Source organism: Sphaerisporangium perillae, assembly GCF_023276435.1.
GTDB lineage: Bacteria > Actinomycetota > Actinomycetes > Streptosporangiales > Streptosporangiaceae > Sphaerisporangium > Sphaerisporangium perillae.
In genome coordinates, this window is sequence record NZ_JALLPO010000010.1 from 53686 (window position 1) to 76190 (window position 22505).

15 protein-coding genes are annotated in these 22505 nt (G+C 71.7%); 9 read left to right on the plus strand and 6 right to left on the minus strand.

From position 1 onward, the window contains the following. The first annotated feature begins 43 nt into the window (after positions 1-43). The 6 genes from MYF83_RS11800 to MYF83_RS11825 all read left to right on the plus strand — a co-directional run bounded on the left by MYF83_RS11800 (position 44) and on the right by MYF83_RS11825 (position 6477). Complete coding sequence (locus MYF83_RS11800; RefSeq protein WP_248960303.1) at positions 44-799, plus strand: amino acid ABC transporter ATP-binding protein; 756 nt, start codon at positions 44-46, stop codon at positions 797-799. A gap of 139 nt (positions 800-938) precedes the next feature. Beyond that, positions 939-1796, plus strand: a complete 858-nt coding sequence (locus MYF83_RS11805; RefSeq protein ID WP_248960304.1) for a glutamate ABC transporter substrate-binding protein — start codon at positions 939-941, stop codon at positions 1794-1796. Between the two features lie 61 nt (positions 1797-1857). Then, positions 1858-2541 (plus strand): amino acid ABC transporter permease, encoded by a 684-nt coding sequence (locus MYF83_RS11810; protein ID WP_248960305.1) that lies wholly within the window; start codon positions 1858-1860, stop codon positions 2539-2541. Beyond that, entirely contained in the window at positions 2538-3413 is an 876-nt protein-coding gene (locus MYF83_RS11815; RefSeq protein ID WP_248960306.1) for an amino acid ABC transporter permease, read from the plus strand. Before MYF83_RS11810 ends, MYF83_RS11815 begins: the two co-directional genes overlap by 4 nt. Before the next feature lie 134 nt (positions 3414-3547). Continuing rightward, complete coding sequence (locus MYF83_RS11820) at positions 3548-4441, plus strand: substrate-binding periplasmic protein (RefSeq protein WP_248960307.1); 894 nt, start codon at positions 3548-3550, stop codon at positions 4439-4441. 38 nt (positions 4442-4479) lie between these two features. After that, positions 4480-6477, plus strand: a complete 1998-nt coding sequence (locus MYF83_RS11825) for a S9 family peptidase (RefSeq protein ID WP_248960308.1) — start codon at positions 4480-4482, stop codon at positions 6475-6477. Between the two features lie 156 nt (positions 6478-6633). Here MYF83_RS11825 and rny read toward each other — a convergent pair whose 3' ends face one another. Continuing rightward, on the minus strand, positions 6634-8253 hold the full coding sequence (rny, locus tag MYF83_RS11830) for a ribonuclease Y (protein ID WP_248960309.1): 1620 nt from the start codon (positions 8251-8253) through the stop codon (positions 6634-6636). Positions 8254-8709: 456 nt separating this feature from the next. Between rny and MYF83_RS11835 the strand changes: the two genes are divergently transcribed. Then, positions 8710-9675, plus strand: coding sequence for a TIGR03557 family F420-dependent LLM class oxidoreductase (locus tag MYF83_RS11835; protein ID WP_248960310.1), 966 nt, complete (start codon positions 8710-8712; stop codon positions 9673-9675). 189 nt (positions 9676-9864) lie between these two features. Here the strand turns inward: MYF83_RS11835 and recX are convergent, their stop codons facing one another. The 4 genes from recX to MYF83_RS11855 form a co-directional block, all read right to left on the minus strand. Beyond that, positions 9865-10551, minus strand: coding sequence for a recombination regulator RecX (gene recX, locus MYF83_RS11840; protein WP_372500140.1), 687 nt, complete (start codon positions 10549-10551; stop codon positions 9865-9867). Positions 10552-10567: 16 nt separating this feature from the next. After that, positions 10568-11662, minus strand: coding sequence for a recombinase RecA (gene recA / locus MYF83_RS11845; protein WP_248960311.1), 1095 nt, complete (start codon positions 11660-11662; stop codon positions 10568-10570). Between the two features lie 319 nt (positions 11663-11981). Next, positions 11982-12176 (minus strand): DUF3046 domain-containing protein, encoded by a 195-nt coding sequence (locus tag MYF83_RS11850; RefSeq protein WP_248960432.1) that lies wholly within the window; start codon positions 12174-12176, stop codon positions 11982-11984. A gap of 137 nt (positions 12177-12313) precedes the next feature. Continuing rightward, on the minus strand, positions 12314-12802 hold the full coding sequence (locus MYF83_RS11855; RefSeq protein WP_248960312.1) for a VOC family protein: 489 nt from the start codon (positions 12800-12802) through the stop codon (positions 12314-12316). 133 nt (positions 12803-12935) lie between these two features. Here MYF83_RS11855 and MYF83_RS11860 point away from each other — a divergent pair, with 133 nt between their 5' ends. After that, positions 12936-17732 (plus strand): ATP-dependent helicase, encoded by a 4797-nt coding sequence (locus MYF83_RS11860; protein WP_248960313.1) that lies wholly within the window; start codon positions 12936-12938, stop codon positions 17730-17732. A 342-nt stretch (positions 17733-18074) separates the two neighbouring features. After that, the gene (locus tag MYF83_RS11865) at positions 18075-20999 is read left to right on the plus strand and encodes an AfsR/SARP family transcriptional regulator (protein WP_248960314.1); all 2925 of its coding nucleotides are present in this window, start codon (positions 18075-18077) and stop codon (positions 20997-20999) included. Here the strand turns inward: MYF83_RS11865 and MYF83_RS11870 are convergent. Further along, positions 20961-22355 carry an FAD-dependent oxidoreductase gene (locus MYF83_RS11870; RefSeq protein WP_248960315.1) on the minus strand — a complete coding sequence of 465 codons (1395 nt, stop codon included), beginning with the start codon at positions 22353-22355 and terminating at the stop codon, positions 20961-20963. The genes MYF83_RS11865 and MYF83_RS11870 overlap by 39 nt on opposite strands. Positions 22356-22505: the final 150 nt, after the last annotated feature.

Here is a 22505-nt window from a genome sequence, read left to right on the forward strand (position 1 = left end):
CCCGGTTAGTGACCGGTGGCCTCCACCACTTACGTTGTGCAACATGACGGAGAACGGGGACGCGACTCCTCTCGTCAGAGTCGAGAACGTCAATAAGAACTTCGGTGCCCTGCATGTGCTCAAGGACATCAACCTGACGGTCTACCGGGGCGAGGTCGTCGTGGTGATCGGCCCGTCCGGGGGTGGGAAGTCGACGCTGTGCCGCGCCATCAACCGGCTGGAGACGATCGACTCCGGCACCATCACCTTCGACGGGAAGCCTCTGCCCGCCGAGGGGAAGGCGCTGGCCCGGCTTAGGTCGGACGTGGGGATGGTGTTCCAGTCCTTCAACCTGTTCGCGCACAAGACGATCCTCGAGAACGTCACGCTCGGCCCGATCAAGGTCCGCGGCATCTCGCGCGACCAGGCCGAGAAGCGCGGCATGGAGTTGCTGGAGCGTGTGGGCATCGCGACCCAGGCGAGCAAGTATCCCGCCCAGCTCTCGGGTGGCCAGCAGCAGCGGACGGCCATCGCCCGCGCGCTCGCGATGGATCCCAAGATGATCCTCTTCGACGAACCGACCTCGGCGCTGGACCCTGAGATGGTCCAGGAGGTGCTCGACGTCATGATCGGCCTCGCTCGGGACGGCATGACGATGGTGGTGGTGACCCACGAGATGGGGTTCGCCCGCCGGGCGGCGAAGCGTGTCGTGTTCATGGCGGAGGGACAGATCGTCGAGGAGAACACCCCCGACGACTTCTTCACCAATCCTCGCACCGACCGGGCCAAGGACTTCCTGTCCAAGATCCTGACCCACTGATCCGCACGTCCATGTACGAACGCGCGCGGCACGTACGACGCTCTGTACGACGCCACGTGCCGCCGCACACCTTGGCGACCGCTCGCCGCGCCGGTAATGCTCGTCTCGCCCGTTACGAAGAAAGCTGAGGTACACGCATATGCGTTCACGACAGATCGGGGCCCTCGTCCTGTCTGCCGCGGCACTGGCCGGCAGCCTCGCCGCCTGCGGCAACAGCGGCCCGACGACGGCCCTGCAGAAGGCCAAGGACGACAAGAAGCTGACCATCGGCGTCAAGTACGACCAGCCCGGCATGGGCCTGAAGAAGCCCGACGGCACGGTCGAGGGCTTCGACGTCGACGTGGCGACCTACCTCGCGGGCAAGCTCGGCGTCCCGGCGAGCGGCATCACCTGGAAGGAGGCGCGCTCGGCCAACCGCGAGACCTTCCTCCAGCAGGGCCAGGTCGACATGATCGTCGCTACCTACTCCATCACTGAGGCGCGCAAGCCCAAGGTGACCTTCGGCGGGCCGTTCTACGTCGCCCACCAGGACACGCTGGTCCGCGCGGACGACACCTCGATCACCTCCCTGGACAGCCTCAAGGGCAAGCGCATCTGCCAGGTGACCGGCTCCAACTCCTGGAAGAACATCGCCGAGGGCACCAACAAGGAGAGCAAGAAGGTCGACGTCCAGCTCGTGCCGGCCGGCGCCTACGACGAGTGCATCACCAAGCTCAAGGGCGACGCGATCGACGCCGTCACCACCGACGACATGATCCTCGCCGGTTACGCCAAGCGTGAGGGCACCGCCCTCAAGGTGACCGGCGCCCCCTTCACCGACGAGAAGTACGGCGTCGGCCTGAAGAAGGGCGACAAGGAGACCTGCGAGGCCGTCAACAAGGCGATCACCGAGATGTACTCGGACGGGACGATCCAGAAGCTGTTCGACAAGCACTTCAGCGGCACCGGCCTGAAGTTCACTGCGACCGGAGCGCCCCCGGCCGAGGGCTGCAGCTGATCCCCTTCCCCCGCGCCGGTGAGGTCACCTCACCGGCGCTCCCCGTCTCCGGTGGAGCCCGATGGAATCACTTCTCGACTTCAGTCCGCTCGTCGAAGAGTTCGGCACGATCCTCACCGGATTCTGGTCGACGATCCGCCTGACCCTCATGAGCGGCATCCTGGCGCTCATCGCAGGCACGATCCTGGTCGCGATGCGGGTGTCCCCCACGCCCGTGCTCCGCGCCGCCGGGACGATCTACGTCAACACCCTTCGCAACACCCCGCTCACGCTGGTGCTGCTGCTGTGCGCGCTGGGCCTGAGCGACACCCTGCAGCTGCACCTGTCCACCGACTCCCCCACCAACTACTACTGGTGGGCGACGCTCGGCCTGTCGGCGTACACCGCCGCGTTCGTCTGCGAGGCGCTGCGCGCGGGCATCAACACCGTGCCGCCCGGTCAGGCCGAGGCGGCCCGGGCCATCGGGCTCACCTTCCCGCAGTCGCTGCGAATGGTGGTGCTCCCGCAGGCGTTCCGCTCGGTGATCGCCCCCCTGGGCAGCATCTTCATCGCGCTGACCAAGAACACCACCATCGTGATCGTCGCCGGCTACATCGAGGCGTCGTCGGTCATGAAGCAGATGTTCGACGACTACGGAGGCACGCTGCCGATCTTCCTCGGGTTCGCGATCGGGTACATGGTCCTGACGCTGCCCACCGGGTTCCTGTTCGGCCGGCTCGCCAAGCGGATGGCGGTGATCCGATGAGCACGAGCGTCCTGTTCGACGTGCCCGGCCCCCGGGCACGCCTGCGCAACAACGTCCTCACCCTGGTCTCCGCCGTCGTGGTCCTCGGGATCGCCTACCTGCTGATCAAGGGGCTGGCCGACAAGGGGCAGTTCGCCGGCCGGCTGTGGGAACCGTTCCTGCGGCCGGAGGTGTGGACGGGACAGATCATCCCCGGCCTGGTCGCCACGCTCGAGGCCGCCGTCGTCTCCGCCGTGCTCGCGCTGGTCTTCGGCATCGTCTTCGGGCTGGGCAGGCTGTCGGACCACACCTGGATCCGCGTGCCGGCGGGCGCGGTCGTGGAGTTCTTCCGCGCCATCCCGCTGCTCCTGCTCATCTTCTTCGCCCAGGCGGGGCCGGCCACCATCAGCGGCTACACCGTCAGCGTGCCCGCCTTCGCCGCCGTGGTCATCGGCCTGACCCTGTACAACGGCTCAGTGCTCGCGGAGGTGTTCCGCGCGGGCATCCACGCGGTGCCCAAGGGGCAGTCGGAGGCCGGTTACGCCCTCGGGCTGCGCAAGGGCGGCGTGATGCGGCTCATCCTGCTGCCCCAGGCCACCACCGCGATGATGCCCGCCATCGTGAGCCAGATGGTCGTCCTGCTCAAGGACACCGCGCTCGGCTGGGTCATCGCCTACGAGGAGCTGCTGAACTTCGGGCTGAAGCAGATCCCGGCCAACTTCGGCAACCTCATCCCGAGCGCGATCGTCATCTCCCTGGTGTACATCGCGATCAACCTGGCGCTCGGCCACCTCGCGACCGTGCTGGAACGGCGCAGCAGGCGCAGCCGCCGCACGACGGCGACGGTCGTCGGCACCCCGGCGGCCGTGGGGGTCGGCGGCGGCATGGATTGACCTCCTCCCCGGCGTGAACGCCGGGGATTCCCCCACGTCGCCGTGGAGGGCCCTTCTGCGGCTTCCCGGTAAAGGTTCTGCCTGGTAGCGGGCGAGGGCTTCGCGTGGCGGCTTCAATACCAAGAATGAGCAGGATGCCGCCCGCCGGACCCCCGCCCGCGCCACGGAAGCCGTCCCGGCGTGGCGCGAAGGCCCTGGCCGCGGCGGTGTCCGCGGGCGCGTCGCTGCTGCTGGCGGGCGGGGCGGGATGTGAGGGCGGCCACGGCACGCTGGTCGTCGGAGTACGTCCCGGCCGGCCCGGGCTCGTCGAGGGAACCGCGGGCGGCGGCTACACGGGTTTCGAGATCGCGGTGGCCGGCTACGTCGCCCGGCGGCTCGGCTACCGCGACGACCAGGTCACCTACGTGGAACTGGCGTCCCCGCCCGCGAGTGCCGCGCCCCGGCGGATCGACCTGGCCATGGGCGTCCTGATGACGGACGCCGGCGCATCTCCCGGGCCCTATCCCGCCTCCGAGCCGTACCTGCCCTCCGGGCTGTATTCGATCTCCGGGCCCTATCTGGTCTCCGGGCAGGACATCCTGACCAAGGCGGGTGATCTGTCGGTCCGGCGGCTCGGCGACCTGGCCCAGAAGCGGGTGTGCACCGGCTCCCCCGGCCCGCTGGGCGCGCGGTTCGGCACGGCGTGGCAGCGCGTCTTCATGATCGCTTCAACCGTGGAGGACTGCGTGCGGATGCTGGGCTCCCGGCGGGTCGACGCGGTCACCGACGACGCGGCGGCGCTCGCGGGCCTGGCCTCCGCCTCCCCCGGGCGCTTCCGCCTCGTCGGCCACGCCTTCTCCCGCGACCGGTACGGCATAGCCCTGCGCGAGGACGGCGATCTCCACGAGCAGGTGGACGACGCCCTGCGGGCGATGTTCGACGACGGCGCCTGGCGGCGCGCGGTCATCGAGCACCTCGGCCTGCTGGCCACGAAACACACCGCTCCACCTGCTTTGCAGCGGTACGCGAAGACACGATCAGCACCGTAGCCCCTACGCGGGCCGGGGTTTTCCGGCAGGATGCGGCTATGCCCCCCGAGCACACGTCCGGGCACCCCCCTTTGCCCTTCGGTTCCTGGCCCTCTCCGATCTCCACCGCCGACGTCGTCCGCGGCGACCTGCGGCCCGGATACCCGACGGTGCTCGCCGGAGAGATCTGGTGGGAGGAGGACCGCCCCGCCGAGGCAGGGCGGCGCACCATCGTCCACCACGCCGCCGACGGCACGCGGCGGGAGCTGCTGAGGGCCCCCTGGGACGCGCGCACCCGCGTCCACGAGTACGGCGGGCGCTCCTACACCGTGGCACCCGGCGTGGGCGTCGTGTTCGCCAACCACGCCGACCAGCGGCTCTACCTGCTGCCCGCCGACGGCTCCGGCGGGCCGCCGGCCGGCGGCGCCGGGGGCCTGGACCCGAGGGCCATCACGCCCGAGCCCGAGACGCCCAGCGGGCTTCGCTACGCCGATCTGACCGTCCACGGCGACGAGGTGTGGTGCGTCCAGGAGCGCCACGCCGGCGGCGGGAAGGTCATCCGGTCCATCGTGTCGATCCCGCTGCGCGGTGACGCCGAGCCCAGGCAGCGGGCGGCGGGCAGCGACTTCTACGCCTTCCCGTCGGTCTCCCCCGATGGCGAGCACCTCGCCTACATCTGCTGGGACCATCCGAGGCTGCCCTGGGCCGGCACCGATCTCCGGGTCACCCGGCTCGACGGCGGCGGCTCACGGCGGCTCATGGGCGGCGCGTCGGAGTCGGTGCTCGCGCCGGGCTGGAAGGACGCCTCGACCCTCTACGCGATCTCCGACCGGTCCGGGTGGTGGAACCTCCACCAGGTCGGGATCCATGACGCCTCGCCGCGCGCGCTCCACCCCGCCGAGGAGGAGTTCGCGTGGGCGCTCAGCGAGCTGGGCGGCGCGCCGTACGCCGTCCTCGGCGACGGCGGGCTCGCGGTCCTGCACGGCCGCGGAGACCTGCGGCTCTCCGTCCTCGACCCGGAGACGGGCGCCCTCACCGAGCTCGGCCTGCCCTACGACGGCTGGGTCCCCTGCCTCAGTGCCGACGGGTCCACCGTGTGCGGCGTCGCCTACGGGCCGCGCCTCCCCCGGTCGGTCGTACGCGTCGACGCGGCCGCCCGCCGGGAACGGGCCACGCCGGGAGACACCGGCGGCGGGACCGGCCCCCCGCGGCCCGGCGCCTACGGCCGGGCGGAAGTGCTGCGGCGCGGCGCCGGGGCGCTGCCGGACCCCGGCTACCTTCCCGTCCCCCGGCCGGTGGAGATCCGCAGCCGCTTCGGCCGGCGCGTGCACGCCTACGTGTACCCGCCCGCCAACCCATCCGTGACCACCGGGGACGCCGCGCCGCCGTACGTGGTGTCCGTGCACGGCGGCCCCGCGGCGCACAGTGTCGCCGCGCTCGACCTGCGCACGGCGTTCTTCACCAGCCGGGGCATCGGCGTCATCGAGGTGAACCACGGGGGTTCCACCGGCTACGGCCGCGCGTACCGCGACCGCCTGCAGGGCCACTGGGGCGTCATCGACGTGGAGGACACGATCGCCGCCGCCGAGTGGCTGCTGTCCGACGGGCACGCCGACCCCGCGCGCATCGCCATCAGGGGCACCGGCGCCGGCGGCTGGACCGCCATGGCCGCCTGCTGCGCCTCCGGCCTGTTCTGCGGCGGCGTCGCGATCGCGGGAGTCAGCACGCTGTCCGCCCTGGCCGCCTCGACGCACGATTTCGAGTCACGGTACGTCGAATGGCTCGTCGGCCCCGACGATCCGCTGCTGTACGCCTCGCGGGAGCCGCTGGCGAAGACCGGCCAGATCGACTGCCCGATGCTGCTGATGCAGGGTCAGGACGACCCGATCGTGCCCCCGTCGCAGTCTGAGGCGTTCGTGGCGGCCCTGACCGAGCGCGGGGTGCCCTGCACCTACCTGGCCTTCGAGGGCGAGTCGCACGACCTGCGCAGGGCCGAGACCAAGACCGCCATCCTCGCCGCCGAACTCTCGTTCTACCTGCAACTCTTCCGCCCCTGACCCGCCCCGGCCATGCCCCTCGCGCCCTGACCATGCCCCTCGCGCCCCTGACCCCGCCCCGGCCATGCCCCTCCCGCGCCGCCGTGGTCTCTCGGTGCCGGGCGTACTCGCCTTGACCCTTGGTGCCGGTCGATCCCCCGTGCTCTTTCCCCTGGCTCAGCGGGCGAACTCGGTGGCGCGGGACTCGCGGACGACGGTGATGCGGATCTGACCCGGGTAGGTGAGCTCCTCCTCGACCTGCTTGGCGACGTCACGGGCGATCACCTGGGCCTGGATGTCGTCGATGGCCTCCGGCCGCACCATGACGCGGATCTCGCGGCCGGCCTGCATCGCGAAGACCTTCTCGACGCCCTCATAGGACTGCGCGATCTCCTCCAGCCGCTCCAGCCGCTTGACGTAGGCCTCCAGCGACTCCCTGCGCGCGCCCGGACGGCTGCCGCTGATCGCGTCGGCGGCCTGGGTCAGCACCGCCTCGACCGTGCGGACCTCGACCTCGTTGTGGTGGGCCTCGATGGCGTGCACCACGTCCTCGTGCTCGCCGTACCTGCGCGCGATCTCGGCCCCGATGAGGGCGTGGCTGCCCTCCACCTCGTGGGTGAGCGCCTTGCCGATGTCGTGGAGCACCGTGCAGCGCTTGAGCAGCATCGGGTCCAGGCGCAGCTCGGAGGCCATGATGCCCGCGATGTGCGCCGACTCGATGAGGTGCTTGAGCACGTTCTGCCCGTAGGAGGTGCGGTAGCGCAGCTGCCCGAGCAGAGTGACCAGCTCTGGGTGCATGTCGGTGATGCCCAGCTCGACCAGGGCGTCCTCACCGGCCCGGACGCAGAGGTCCTTGACCTCGTCCTTGCTGCGCTCGTAGGCCTCCTCGATGCGCTGCGGGTGGATGCGGCCGTCCAGGACGAGCTTCTCCAGGGTCAGCCGCGCCGTCTCCCGCCGGACCGGGTCGAAGCACGACAGCAGCACGGCCTCGGGGGTGTCGTCGATGATCAGGTTGACGCCGGTCGTCGACTCGAACGCCCTGATGTTGCGGCCCTCGCGGCCGATGATGCGGCCCTTCATCTCGTCGCCGGGGAGGTGGAGCACGCTGACGACCGACTCGGCGGTCTGCTCGGTCGCCACCCGCTGCACGGCCAGGGTGACGATCTTGCAGGCGCGCTTCTCGCCCTCCTTGCGGGCCTCGCTCTCGATCTCCCGGACGATCAGCGCCGCCTCGCGCTTTGCCTGGTTCTCGATGGTCATCACGAGCTCAGACTTGGCCTGCTCCGCCGTCAGCCCGGCGACGCGCTCGAGCACCTCGCGGCGCTTCTCCTCGACCTGGTCGAGCTCCGCGCGCCGGTCGGCGAGCTCGGTCTCGGTCTCGGCGAGCTTCCTGCCTCGCTCGGCATGCCTGCGGGCCTCCTCGTCGAGCCGCTGCTCCCGCTCGGCCAGGCGGTTCTCTCTGCGTTCGAGGTCGGATCTGAGCTCCTTGAGCTCGTTCTTCAGGGCGCGGGTCTCCTCGTCGACCTCCTTGCGCATCTGCAGCGCGCCTTCGGCCGCGACCTCGGCCCGGCGGAGCATCTCTCCGGCGTCGGACTCGGCCTTGACCCTTATCTCGGCGCCCTCACGGCGCGCCTGCTCCAGCTCGGCGTGGACGTCGGCGAGCTCCTCGGCGGTCGGCCCCCGCTCGACGGACCGCTGGCCATCGGTACGGCGTATCAGCACGATGAGCACGACAATCGCGATAATCGCCAGCAGGACAACGGCTACCGCCAGCATGATCACGACTGTCGAATCCATGCGCGCCCACCCCTCCTCGCGTCGCGAGCCCCAGCACGCGAGGTGTTACACGCACAGCACGGATCAGCCCGACCGGGCGATTCTGGTCAGACGAATATGTCCAGCGTCCTGACGCCGGGGCGTCCGTCCACTGGGTGTGATCGGTCCTGATCGTCCGTCGTTCACCGTTATGGCAATCCGCAGTGCGCGGAGTAACTCCTCACTGTGGTCGAGATTAAGCGTCAGAGAGGTAACGAGCAAGCAAAGTCCGCCCGTCAAGCCAGTTTTGTCCGCTCCTGCGATCTAGGAGGTCGCGGCATCGCGCCTGATTAATCCCGCTATGCAGCAGGAAGCGGGGAAAATGATCTTTTGTACGTAGTCGGATAGTTCTCTGTGACCTTGTCTGCTCCTCGCCCGGAATCAGAAGATTTTCGGGGCAGCCGGCACGTTCGCCAGGCGGGCGGGTATGTGGCCGCCATGGCACAGATCGGTTACACGCTAATGTGCGAGCAGAGCCCGCCCAAGCAGCTCGTCGAGGACGCCGTCGGCGCGGAGCGCGCGGGGTTCGACTACGAGACCATCTCCGACCACTACTTTCCGTGGCTGGAGGACATGGGCCACTCGCCGTACGCCTGGTCGGTCCTCGGGGCGGTGGCCCAGGCCACCGATCGCATCCCGCTGATGACCTACGTCACCTGCCCGATCATGCGCTACCACCCCGCCGTGGTGGCGCAGAAGGCGGCGACCATGGGCGCGCTGTCGGACGGGCGCTTCACCCTGGGCCTGGGCTCGGGCGAGAACCTCAACGAGCACGTGGTCGGGCAGGGCTGGCCGCCGGTCAACATCCGCCACGAGAAGTTCGGCGAGGCCATCGAGATCATCCAGGCCCTGTTCGGCGGAGAGTACGTCAGCTATCGCGGCGACCACTTCACGATCGACTCGGCCAAGCTCTACGACCTGCCCGACGAGCCCGTGCCGGTCGGCATCGCCGCCTCCGGGCCGCAGTCGGTGGACCTCGCCGCGGAGTACGGCGACGCGCTCATCGCGACCGAACCCGACCCTGACCTGGTGGCGCGGTTCCGCGCCACCGGCGGCGCGGACAAGCCGGTGTACGGGCAGCTCGTCGTCTCCTACGACAACGACGCCCGCGCCGCCGCAGAACGGGCCCACCGGCTGTGGAAGTGGTTCCCCGCAGGCTGGAAGGTCCTGTCCGAACTGCCGGGACCGGTGAACTTCGCGTCCTACGCCGAGTACGTCCGCCCGGAGGACGTGACCGAGCACGTCCCGTGCGGCTCGAGCGTCGACGCGGTCGTGCGAGCCGTCAAGGAGTTCACCGACGCGGGCTTCACGCACGTGGCACTGGTACAGGTCGGCGCGGACCGCCAGCGGGAGTTCCTCGCCTGGGCCGAAAAGGAACTCCTTCCCGCCCTCCGCGACCTGTGACCTCCCTGCCCGCGCACGGAACACCGCCGATCAGCGAATGTGCCGTCCCAGATCGAGACCGATGTCCACCTCGAGCGGCGTCCCGTCCCGCGGAGGAGAAGGGACCTTCGGCACCTCCAGCGCCAGGCGGGGAGAAAGGACCTTCGGCGTCTCCAGCGCCAGGCGGGGGAGATCGTGTGGGTGGACGGCTCACTCGAAGTCGTCGGGGAGGCCGTCGGCCGGTTGCCCCTCGCTTTCCAGGGCCTCTCTGACGACGCGGTAGGCGAGGCTGCCGGAATATCCCTTGCGGGCGAGCATGCCCGCGAGGCGCCGGACCCGTGCGGCGGGTTCGAGGTGGCGGGTGCCCGGAAGCTTGCGCTCGACCAGCCGGCGGGCGGTCTCCAGCTCCTGGTCGGGGTCGAGCTGGTCGACCGCCTCGCGCACGGTCTCCTCGTCGACGCCGCGCGTGCGAAGCTCGGCGGCGAGAGCGCGCCGCGCGAGGCCCCGCCCGGCATGCCGGGAGCTGACCCACGCCTCGGCGAACGCCTCGTCGTCGATGAGCCCCACGTCGGAGAAACGGGCGAGAACGGTCTCGGCGGCCTCCTCGGGGATGTTCCTCTTGCGAAGCGCCTCGGCGAGCTGGGCCCGCGTACGCGGCGCCAAGGTCAGCAGCCGCAGGCAGACGGCCCGGGCCACCGCCTCTGGATCGGCAGGGGGCCCCTGAGCCGCCAGAGAGCCCTCGACCGGCCCATCGAACCCGCGCGGCTCCCCGGATCGCCTGGACCCGTAGGACCCGCGAGATCTTCGTCTGCCGCGTGACTCCTCGCGCGGAGCGTCTCTCGGTGCTCCCCAGTCCCCTGGCCGCAGGTGGCCAGGGGGGTCATCGCTCGCAGGCATGGGAGATCAGCCCAGATCAGACGTCGCCCGGCTTGGGCGCCTTGCTGCCGCGACCGGCAGCCGCGGCGGCGGCGGGCGCGGCCGGCGGCGCGGCGGCCTCGACGGGGCTGTCGAGGCGAGGCCCGACGCCGAGCTTCTCCTTGATCTTCTTCTCGATCTCGTTGGCGATGTCGGGGTTGTTCTTCAGGAAGTTGCGGGCGTTCTCCTTGCCCTGGCCGAGCTGGTCGCCCTCGTAGGTGTACCAGGCGCCGGCCTTGCGGACGAAGCCCTGCTCGACGCCCATGTCGATCAGGCCGCCTTCGCGGGAGATGCCGAAGCCATAGAGGATGTCGAAGTCGGCCACCCGGAAGGGCGGGGCCATCTTGTTCTTCACGACCTTGACGCGGGTGCGGTTGCCGACCGGCTCGGTGCCGTCCTTGAGCGTCTCGATGCGCCGGACGTCCAGGCGGACCGAGGCGTAGAACTTCAGCGCCTTGCCACCGGTCGTGGTCTCGGGCGAACCGAACATCACGCCGATCTTCTCGCGGAGCTGGTTGATGAAGATGGCGGTCGTGCCGGTGTTGCTCAGAGCGCCGGCCACCTTGCGCAGGGCCTGCGACATGAGCCGGGCCTGCAGGCCCACGTGGCTGTCGCCCATCTCGCCCTCGATCTCGGCCTTGGGCACGAGGGCCGCCACCGAGTCGATGACCACGAGGTCGATGGCGCCGGAACGGATCAGCATGTCGGCGATCTCGAGGGCCTGCTCACCGGTGTCCGGCTGGGAGACCAGCAGGGCGTCGGTGTCGACACCGAGCTTGCCGGCGTACTCGGGGTCGAGGGCGTGCTCGGCGTCGATGAACGCGGCGATGCCGCCCCCGCGCTGGGCGTTCGCGACGGCGTGGAGCGCCACGGTGGTCTTACCGCTGGACTCGGGGCCGTAGATCTCGACGATGCGCCCGCGGGGGAAACCGCCGATGCCGAGAGCCACATCGAGCGAGATGGCCCCGGTGGGGATCACCTCGATGGGAGCTCGCGCGTCATCGCCGAGGCGCATGACAGAGCCCTTGCCGAACTGTCGCTCGATCTGAGCGAGCGCGGTCTCAAGGGCCTTCTCGCGGTCGTTGGCTGCCATGGAGTGCCCCCCTGGAGGGTTGAGTCGAAGTCGTTTCCGTCGCCTGAAAGCTACGGGGTGCCACCGACATTTTCCCGGAGCGGGCCCAGGGCGTCGGCAAGTTCAATATAGCCGAACGACTGTTCGATCGTCTGGCGAACCATGGCGACCTGCCGGGAGCGTTCTGTGGATCTTCCCTGGTCAAGGAAGACGCCCTCCGGCGCACCGAGGCGTCGCGGACGAGCGCGACGACCCGGCCGGCGGGCGCCGCGGGCAGGCCGGTCCGGCCGCCCGCCAAGACTTGACGCCGGAGCGGGTGAGCGCGGTCGGCCGGGGCCGGTCAGCGCAGCCGGGAGTCCACGTCGGTCACCCCGCAGACGGCACGCCACACTTCTTTGGCGGCCACCCCGTCCGCGAGCGCCTGGGTCACGGTGCGACCGCCCAGCTCGGCGATCACATAGTCACGCGCCCAGGACTCGGCGTACCTCTCCCCGAAGTGCCGATTCATCCGGTTCCAGAAGTCCGTCAGGCGCATCACTCCAGTATGGTCCCCGGCCGGACCCGCGGGACCCGAGCCCCTTACCTCCCGGCGACCCACGGGCCTTGAGCGCAAGCGAGCCGAACCCCCGGCGGGAAACCGGGGCGAAGGACGGGCGCCCGCAGGTGTGCGGGTCAGAGGACGCGGGAGCCGTACATCTCGCCGAGAGGGTCCGAGAGCAGCTCGAGACGGGCTCCGTCGGGGTCGCGGAAGTAGATCGACGCGTCGCTTTCGAGCTGGTAGGGCACGCCCGCCGCGTCCAGCTTGCCCTTGAGCATCTCCCACTTCCCGCGCTCGACCGAGATCGCGATGTGGTGCAGGCCGCCCAGCACCTCCTGGTACGGCCCGAGGTCGAGCCCCGGCAGGTCGAAGAAGGCCAGGAGGTTGCCGTTGCCGATGTCGAAGAAGAAGTGGTTGGACCCCTTGTAGTCGCGGTTCTCGAAGATCTCCGTCAGCGGGAATTCCAGGATGCCCTGGTAGAACTCGATGGTCCGCTCGACGTCGGAGCAGATCAACGCGAAGTGGTGAAGGCCACGCGCGCTGCTCTCAGGCCGGCGCGCGTGGAGGTGTTGCCCGCGGATCCGTTCTCGAGTCGCCTCGATGGCCGCGTAGTCGATGTCCATACTTCAGGTGACGTTCCAGGCGTGCCGGATGTCAAGCCCGGACGCCGTGCTGGAGGGCCGTTTCGTCCCATCCGGGCACGTCACCGGGAGGGCGGGGGCGCGTTTTGTCGGTGGCGGGTTGCATGATGAAGCGGTGACCGGATCCGCGCTCGACCATTTCACTCCGGTGACCAGGCAATGGTTCACCGACGCCTTCGCCGCGCCCACGGCCGCGCAGGAGGGGGCGTGGCAGTCGATCGCGCGCGGGGACAACACGCTCGTGGTCGCCCCGACCGGGTCCGGCAAGACGCTCGCCGCGTTCCTGTGGTCGCTCGACCGCCTCGCCGCCGAGCGCATCGCCGCCGGGCCGTCCGAGGCGGCTGCGCCTTCGGGGGGCGCGCGGGCGAGGTCGTCCAAGAGGCGCGCCAAGGACGAGGGCGGCCGGCGGCGGTGCCGGGTCGTGTACGTGTCCCCGCTGAAGGCGCTCGCCGTCGACGTCGAGCGCAACCTGCGGGCGCCGCTCACCGGCCTGAAGCAGACCGCACGCCGCATGGGGCTGCCCGTCCCCGAGATCTCGGTCGCCATCCGCTCGGGCGACACGGCCGCCGAGGACCGCCGGCGCTTCGCCGCCGACCCGGCCGACATCCTGATCACCACACCCGAGTCGCTCTACCTGCTGCTGACGAGCAGGGCGCGCGACGCGCTGCGCGAGGTCGAGACGGTCATCGTCGACGAGGTGCACGCGGTCGCCGCCACCAAGCGCGGCGTGCATCTCGCGCTCACCCTGGAGCGGCTCGACGCGCTGCTCGCCCGGCCGGCCCAGCGCATCGGCCTGTCCGCCACGGTCCGTCCCGTCAGCGAGGTGGCGACGTTCCTCGGGGGCGCGCGTCCGACCACGGTCGTGCAGCCGCCTTCGGAGAAGGTCATCGAGGTCGACGTGATCGTCCCCGTGGAGGACATGACCGAGCTCGACGGCGCCCCCCGGCCGCAGGGCCCCGCCGGCGAGGACGACGCCTGGCAGCCGGAGCCCCCGGCGCGGCGGTCCATCTGGCCACATGTGGAAGAGCATCTGCTCGGCCTGATCGGGGCCCATCGCTCGACGATCGTGTTCGCGAACTCCCGGCGGCTCGCCGAGCGCCTGTGCGCCCGGCTGAACGAGCTGGCCTTCGAGCAGGCGACGGCCCGCGGCGACGGGCCCGCGGCCCGCTCCGGTGACGGGGCGGCGAGCGGTCCCGCGCCGGCGGCCCCGGCGATGATGATGGCGCAGGCCGGCGCCACCGCCGGGGTGATGCCCGAGATCGTCCGCGCCCACCACGGCTCGGTGTCCAAGGAGGAGCGGGCCGAGATCGAGGAGGCCTTGAAGTCCGGGCGCCTGCCGGCCGTGGTGGCGACGTCCAGCCTGGAGCTGGGCATCGACATGGGCGCGGTCGATCTGGTGGCCTGCGTGGAGGCGCCCCCGAGCGTCGCCAGTGGCCTGCAGCGCATCGGCCGGGCGGGCCACCAGGTGGGGGCCGTCTCCAAGGGCGTGATCTTCCCGAAGTACCGCGGCGACCTGGTCCAGACCGCCGTCGTCTCCGAGCGCATGAAGTCGGGCGAGATCGAGGAGATGCGCTATCCGCGCAACCCGCTCGACGTGCTCGCCCAGCAGATCGTGGCCATGTGCGCGCTCGACGAGTGGACCGTCGACGAGGTCGAAGACCTGGTCAGGCGTGCCGCTCCGTACGCCACCCTGCCGAGAAGCGCGCTGGAGGCCACGCTCGACATGCTGGCCGGGCGCTATCCCGGGGAAGAGTTCGCCGAGCTGCGGCCGCGCATCGTGTGGGATCGCGTGACCGGGCGCATCACCGGCCGCCCCGGAGCCCAGCGCCTCGCCGTGACCAACGCCGGCACCATCCCCGACCGCGGCATGTTCGGCGTCTTCCTGGCGGGAGGGGACACGGGGCGCGGCGGCAGGCGGGTCGGCGAGCTCGACGAGGAGATGGTCTACGAGTCCCGGGTGGGCGACGTCTTCGTGCTCGGCGCCACGTCCTGGCGCATCGAGGACATCACGGCCGACCGGGTGCTGGTCTCCCCCGCGCCCGGCCAGCCGGGCAAGCTCCCGTTCTGGCACGGCGACACCCCGGGCCGTCCCGCCGAGCTGGGGCGGGCGCTCGGCGCGTTCACGCGCGAGCTGTCGGCGGGGAAGACCGACCGCCTGACCGAGGCGGGGCTCGACGCGTTCGCCGCGGGCAACCTGCTGGCCTACCTCGCCGAGCAGCGGGAGGCCACCGGCTACGTCCCCGACGACCGCACCCTTGTCATCGAGCGCTTCCACGACGAGCTCGGCGACTGGCGGGTGGTCGTGCACACGCCGTTCGGCGCCCGCGTCCACGCGCCGTGGGCTCTGGCCATCGGCCGTCGGCTGCGCGAGCGGTACGGCGTGGACGTGCAGGCCATGCACTCCGACGACGGCATCGTGCTGCGCATCCCCGACACCCTCGAGGGGGCGCCCACCGACGTGGCGGTGTTCGACGCCGACGAGATCGAGCAGATCGTCACCGAAGAGCTGGGCGGGTCGGCGCTGTTCGCGTCCCGGTTCCGCGAGTGCGCCGGCCGCGCGCTCCTGCTGCCCCGGCGCAGCCCGGGCAGGCGATCCCCTCTGTGGCAGCAGCGCCAGCGGGCCGCCAGCCTGCTGAAGGTCGCAAGCAAGTACGGCTCCTTCCCGGTGGTCCTCGAGACCATGCGCGAGTGCCTGCAGGACGTCTTCGACGTGCCGGGGCTGGTCCAGCTCATGCGCGACATCGCCGCCCGCCGCGTCCGCGTGGTGGAGGTCGAGACCACGCAGGCCTCGCCCTTCGCCGCCTCGCTGCTGTTCGCCTACGTCGGCGCCTTCATGTACGAGGGCGACGCGCCGCTGGCGGAGCGGCGGGCCCAGGCGCTGGCCCTGGACACCCATCTGCTCGCCGAGCTGCTCGGCGAGGCCGACCTGCGGGAGCTGCTCGACCCCGATGTGGTCGTCGACACCGAACGCGAACTGGCGCGCCTCCACCGGCAGCTCCGCGACGCCGAGGATCTCGCCGACCTGCTGAGGACGCACGGCCCACTGCTGCCGGAGGACATCGCCGTGCGAGGCGGTGATCCGTCCTGGGCGGCCGGCCTGGAGGCGGCCCGCCGGGCCATCCGCGTCCGGGTCGCCGGGGTCGAGCAGTGGGCGGCGATCGAGGACGCCGCCCGGCTGCGCGACGCGCTCGGCGCCCCGTTGCCGATGGGCGTGCCCCATGCCTTCCTCGAGCCGGTGGCCGATCCGCTCGGCGACCTGCTCGCCAGGCATGCCCGTACGCGCGGGCCCTTCCCCGCTTCCACGGCGGCGGCCCGGTTCGGGCTCGGCATCGCCGTCGTGGCCGACACGCTGCGGCGGCTGGCGTCCTCGGGCAGGGTCGTCTCCGGCGAGTTCCGGCCGGGCGGCTGGGGTGAGGAGTGGTGCGACGCGGGGGTGCTCCGGCAGCTGCGGCGCAGGTCGCTGGCCCGGCTCCGCAAGGAGGTCGAGCCGGTTCCGCCGGAGGCGCTGGCCGCGTTCTCTCCGGCGTGGCACGGCATCACCGAGGGCCGCTCCGCCCGGGGGATGGACGCCCTGGTCCACGCGATCGAGCGGTTGCAGGGCGCGGCGGTGCCGGCGTCCGCGCTGGAGACGCTGGTCCTGCCCAGCAGGGTGCCGGGCTACGAGCCGGCCCTGCTCGACGAGCTGACCGCCTCAGGAGAGGTCCTGTGGGCCGGCCAGGGCTCGCTGCCGGGCGGTGACGGCTGGGTGGCCCTGTTCTTCGCCGACACCGCGCCGCTGCTGCTGCCTCCACCGGCTGAGATCACGATGACGCCGCTGCACGAGAAGGTGCTGGAGGCGCTCGGCGGCGGCGGGGCGCTGTTCTTCCGCGACCTGTCGGGCCGGGCGGGGTCGCTCGACGACACCGCGCTCGCGGGCGCCCTGTGGGACCTGGTGTGGGCGGGACGCGTCTCCGGCGACACGCTGGCGCCGCTGCGCGCGGCGCTCGGCTCCGGGCGGCCCGCGCATCGGGCGACGACCGCCCGCAGGCGCAGGGCCGTGCTGCCGACCAGGGCGGGGCCGCCGACGGTGAGCGGCCGCTGGTGGCTGCTGCCCGAGGTCTCCGCGGACGCCACCCAGCGCGCCCACGCCCAGGCGGAGGTGCTGCTCGAACGGCACGGCGTGGTGACCAAGGGCGCGGTCGCGGCGGAGCGTCTCACCGGAGGTTTCGCCACCGTCTATCCGGTGCTGCGGGCGTTCGAGGAGACCGGCCGGTGCCGCCGGGGTTACTTCGTGGAAGGGCTGGGCGGCGCTCAGTTCGCGCTGCCCGGCGCCGTCGACCGCATGCGCGCCTCCGCCTCCGCCCTCGCCGAGGCCGGCGCGGGCGCCCGAGCCGGAGCTCCCGATGAGTGGCGGCGTGCGCAGGACGGGTCGGCCGGCCCCGCGGGCCCGTTCGATCCGCCGGCACGGCAGGGCGCCGATGAGGACCAATGGTGGGTCGCGGACATAGAGCCGGCGAAGGTGGTGAGGTCGTACGGCGCGCCCTCGCCGAGCCGCTCCGGTGCGGAGCGGCGGGCGGTGGTGCTGGCGGCCACCGATCCCGCGAGCCAGTACGGGGCGGCCCTGCCGTGGCCGGCGCACCCGGGAGAGGTCACGCACAAGCCGGGGCGCAAGGCGGGGGCGCTGGTGGTGCTGCTGGACGGCCGCCTGGTGCTCTATGTCGAGCGCGGCGGCAAGACGCTGCTGTCCTTCGCCGACGACGACCGGTTGCAACCCGCCGTGGACGCGCTGGCGCTGGCGGTGCGCGACGGAGCCCTGGGGAAGCTCACCGTGGAGAAGGCCGACGGCACGGCGATCGTCGACTCCCCCCTCGCCGCCGCCCTGGAGTCCGCAGGCTTCCACCCGACCCCCCGCGGGCTGCGCCTGCGCGCCTGATCCCAGCCGGCGAACGCGGGGGGGCGCCGCCGGCGCCGGCGAGGAACCGGCGAGGAACGTCTGCCTCCACGGATTGGGTCGGCTCGCGCAAACTGAGCTACCGCCATCGGCCCGGGCCAAGGGGATTCGCCCCACCCGGCACCCATGCCGATGGTGGGCCAGTGGCGCCCCCACCCAGGCCGTGCTCTCCACGAACTCGTCCGGCGTCAGCCGAAATGACCGGCCTTCACCCGGCCAAGGAAGGCGGCCCAATCCCCCGAACCGACCAGAAGCGCGGGGCGACCTCGATCCTTCCTCTGGACGCGGTCCGCGGTGGGTGCGGTTCTCGCGGAGAATGGGGGCGTGCGAGTCCGGATATTGGGGCCGTTGCTGGTGCCGGCGGCGAAGATCGGAGGCGCTCGCCTTAGGGCTCTGCTCATACGGCTGGCACTGAGCCCTGGCCGGATCGTCACGGCTGAACGGCTGATCGAGGACCTGTGGGAGGACCACCCGCCGGTCAACCCGATGGCCGCGTTGCAGTCGCTCATCGCGCGGCTCCGCCGGGAGGTCGGCGACGCGATCGTCTCCCACCCCGCCGGGTACCGCCTGGACGCCGAGGTGGACGCCGCCGAATTCGAGGCGCTGGCGGCGAGCGGCCGCGAGGCGCTGTACGCGGGAGAGCCGGCGCGGGCGTCCGCCCTGCTCCGGGAGGGGCTGGCGCTGTGGCGGGGCGAGGCGCTGGCCGACACCGCCCATCTGTCCTTCGCGGCTGCCCCGGCCGCCCGCCTGGAGGAGGTACGCCTTCGTGCCCTCGCCGACCGCATCCGGGCGGACCTGGCGACCGGCCTGCCGGGGGCCAGGCTCCTGCCGGAGCTGAGCGATCTCATCACCGCGCATCCTCTGCGGGAGCCGTACCACGAACTGCTGATCAGAGCCCTGCTGGCCGACGGGCGGCGCGCCGAGGCGCTGGAGGCCTACGAGCGGGTCCGGCTGCTGCTGGCCGACGAGCTCGGCGTCGACCCCGGAGCCGACCTGCGCGAGGCCCACCTGGCGGCGCTCCGGAACGAGGAACGCCCCGCCAGACGGGACAACCTTCCCGCCCGGTCGACCACCTTCGTCGGCCGGGCGGACGAGGTCGAGCGGGTCACCGGACTGCTGCGGCGGGAACGCCTGGTCACGCTCACCGGTCCCGGCGGGGTGGGCAAGACCCGGCTGGCCGTGGAGGTCGCCGCGGGAATCGAGGCCCCCGACGGCGTGTGGCTGGTCGAGCTGGCCCCGGTTGACGCCCATGGAGTGCCGCCGACCGTGCGGAACACGCTGGGGCCGCTCACCGAGCTGGCCGATCGGCGGCTCATCCTGGTGCTGGACAACTGCGAGCACGTGATCGAAGCGGCGGCGGCGCTCGCCGAGCGGCTCCTGGCGGCGGTGCCAGGGGTGCGGATCCTGGCGACCAGCCGCGAACCACTGGACATCTCCGGCGAGACGCTGCATCCCGTCCACCCGCTGAGCCGGGATTCGGCGATGGCCCTGTTCGCCGACCGGGCGGCCGCCGCCAGCCCGGAGTTCGGGCTCGATGAGGCGACCGCCGGCGACGTGGCACGGATCTGCGAAGGCCTGGACGGGGTGCCGCTGGCGATCGAGCTGGCCGCCGCCCGGCTGCGCTCCCTCCCTGTCCCCCGGCTCGCCGCCATGATGGGCGATCGGCTGCTGGACCGTGGCAGCCGTACGGCACAGCACCGGCATCGCACCCTTCGCGCGGTCATCGACTGGAGCTGGAATCTGCTCACGGACGACGAGCGGACGTCACTGGCGCGGATGTCGGTGTTCGCGGGAGGCGCGACCGCCGAGGCGATCGAACGGGTCTGCGGCACGGACCTGGACCTGCTGATCTCGCTGGTCGACAAGTCACTGGTCCAGGCGGGCGCGGACCGCTACGGGCTGCTGGAGACCGTGCGGCAGTACGCCGCCGAGAAGCTCACCGATCCCGGCCCCGTGCGGCGGGCGCACCTGGCCCACTACCTGGAGTTCGCCGAGAGGACCGACCCCGCACTGCGTACCGGGAGGCAGTTGTCCCTGCTCGCGGCGGTGGACGCCGAGCGAGGGAACCTCGACACGGCGCTGCGCTACGCGGTGCGGACCGACCGGAGGTCGGCGCTTCGGCTGGCGGCGGCGCGAACCTGGGCGTGGATCATGCGCGGGCAGCGGCGCGAGGCCGCCGGGTGGGCGGCCATGCTCGCCGGCGGCGACGTGCCGGAAGGGCTGGAGCTGGAGCACGCTCTCTGTGTGCTGATCGCTCCCACCGACCGGCTGGATCAGGCGCTACGGGTGCTGCGGGACTCCGACCGGCCGGTCGCGCTGGCGGCCTGGAGCCTCGCGGACGCCTACGTGGGGGAGATGGCGGACGGAGAACTGGAGGCCCAGGCGATGGCGCGGTTCGACGACCATCCCGACCCGTGGGCGCGGGCCTCCGCCCGCCTGTTACGGGGCATCATCGCCTTCGAGTTCACCCCCGGCGGCGCGGCGGCCGCCGAGGACCTGCTCCATGAGGCCCTGACCCGGTACCGGAAGATCGGCGAGCGCTGGGGGATGTCGGTGTCCCGGTTCTGGTTGTCACTGGTGCTGGAGAACCGGGGCGACGTCGCGGGGGCACTGGCCGTTCTGGAGCAGGCGGCGGTGAACTCCGAGGAGATCGGAGGGGCGCAGGCGCTGCCCGGCCCGGCGATGCTGACCGTACGGCTGGCGCAGCTGCGGGGCCGCAGCGGCGACCTGGCCGGGGCGGAGGAGGTGCTCGGCCCGGCGAGGAACAGCGCCGAACGCGCCGGGGACGGCCTCGCGCTGGCCCGGGTCGAGCACGCGGCCGGGGAGCTGGCCCGCCGAAGGGGGGATCGAGCGCGTGCGCTGGACCGGCTGACCCGCGCCAAGGAACTGCTGGACGGGCAGCAGGCGCCGCCGCAACTCCGCTCCCTGATCGATGTCGAGCTCTGCCGGGTGCTGCCCTCGGACATCGCCCGCCCGCTCCTGCGGGAAGCCCTGGACCGGGAGCTCGATGACGACGTGGCGCGGGCGAGCGTGCTGGAGGGGGTCGCCGAATGGTGTGCGGCGACCGGAGACGCCGGGCGGGCCACGGTCCTGCTCGGGGAGGCCCGGAGGCTGCGCGGCATCGAGGAGACGGCCGACCCCGCGATGCGCGAGCTGATCGCGCACTGCGGGGAAGAGCTCGGCCCCGAGCTCTTCCACCGGGCGTGGACCTCACACCCTGGCCAGATAGGCGGCCAGTTCATCGGCTGAGGAGGTGGTCAGGGCGATGTACCCGTCGGGGCGGACCAGCACGTGCCTCTCGTCACCGTAGGCGTCCCGGATCCGCTCCCAGTCGCCGATCTCGTGGCTTCGCACGCCGTCGAAGCGCGGAACCGGGCCGGAGGTCAGCACGGTGAAGTGCGGGCCGCGGAACAGGTCGAAGAGCCGCACCGGAGTGCCGTCGGCCAGATGGCAGCGCGCGTCGGGAGCCCGGTCGCCTGCGCGCTCGCCCGAGGCCAGCGAGCCGCCTCGGTAGCCGAGCAGCAGTTGCTGGGTCTCCTCGTCCCGCTTGTGCGATCTCTTGTCGTGCAGCATGGTGCTGAGACCGAGCACGTGGGCGGCCACCGGCTTGCGCTCCTCCTCGTAGGTGTCGAGCAGCGACTCCGGTGCGCCGTCCAGCACCCTGGCGAGCTTCCAGCCCAGGTTGTAGGCGTCCTGGACGCCGGTGTTGAGCCCCTGACCGCCGGCGGGCGAGTGCACGTGGGCGGCGTCCCCGGCGAGGAGGACCCGCCCGGCCCGGTAGCGGTCGGCCATGCGGATGTTGACCTGGTAGAGCGAGGACCACAGGAGCTCGGTCACCTCCACGCTTCCCAGCAGGGATCGTTCGGCGAGAACCCGCCGGTAGCCGTCGAGGGTGAGCGCGTAGCCGGCTCCGGGGGGCAGTGGCGCCACGAACTGGAAGGTGTCGGTGCCCGCCATGGGGAAGAGCACCACTAGGCCCCTCCCCGGGCGGAACCACGCATGGATGTGATCACGGCCGATGCCGGTGACCCGGACATCGCCGATCAGTATCCGCTCCTCCTTGCGGGTCGTCCCCTCGAAGCCGATGCCCAGTGTCTTGCGCACGAGGCTCCTGCCGCCGTCCGTGCCCACCAGATACCGCGCGCGGATCGTCTCCCCCGTGCCGAGCGTGGCGGTCACCCCGTGCCCGTCCTGCTCGAAGGAGATCAGCTCCGCGCCCTGCTCCACCTTGCCGCCGAACTCGGCCAGCCGATCGCGCAGGATCTTCTCGGTGCGCCACTGCGGCTGCATGGTCACCATCGGGTACGGCACCGCGGGGGTGGGGTCCTTCCGTTTGTGCATCCGGCTCTGGAACAGCGGGATCCTGCCGACGCGGACGCGCATCGGCGGGTAGACCTCGCCGGTCGCGAGGATGTCGTCGATCACTCCAAGGTCGTCGAAGATCTCCAGGGTGCGCGGCTGCAGGCCCTTGCCGCGCGAGCCCCGGAACTCCTCGGGCGCCTTGTCCACGATGCGGAAACCGGCCCCGCGACGCGCCAGGTCGAGCGCGAGGGTCAGCCCGGTCGGACCGGCGCCGACGATGAGGACGTCTGTGTGGTTGCTCATGGCGCCACTGTGCGAGCGAGCACTGCCAGATCCCTGTCAGCCGCCCACCTTCCGCTGTCATCACCTCTCGGCACGGAGGATTCGTACGTCGACTCCGACCTTCGCGGCCGCCTTCATCTTGACGTCCGCCGTGACGAGCGGCATGTCGAG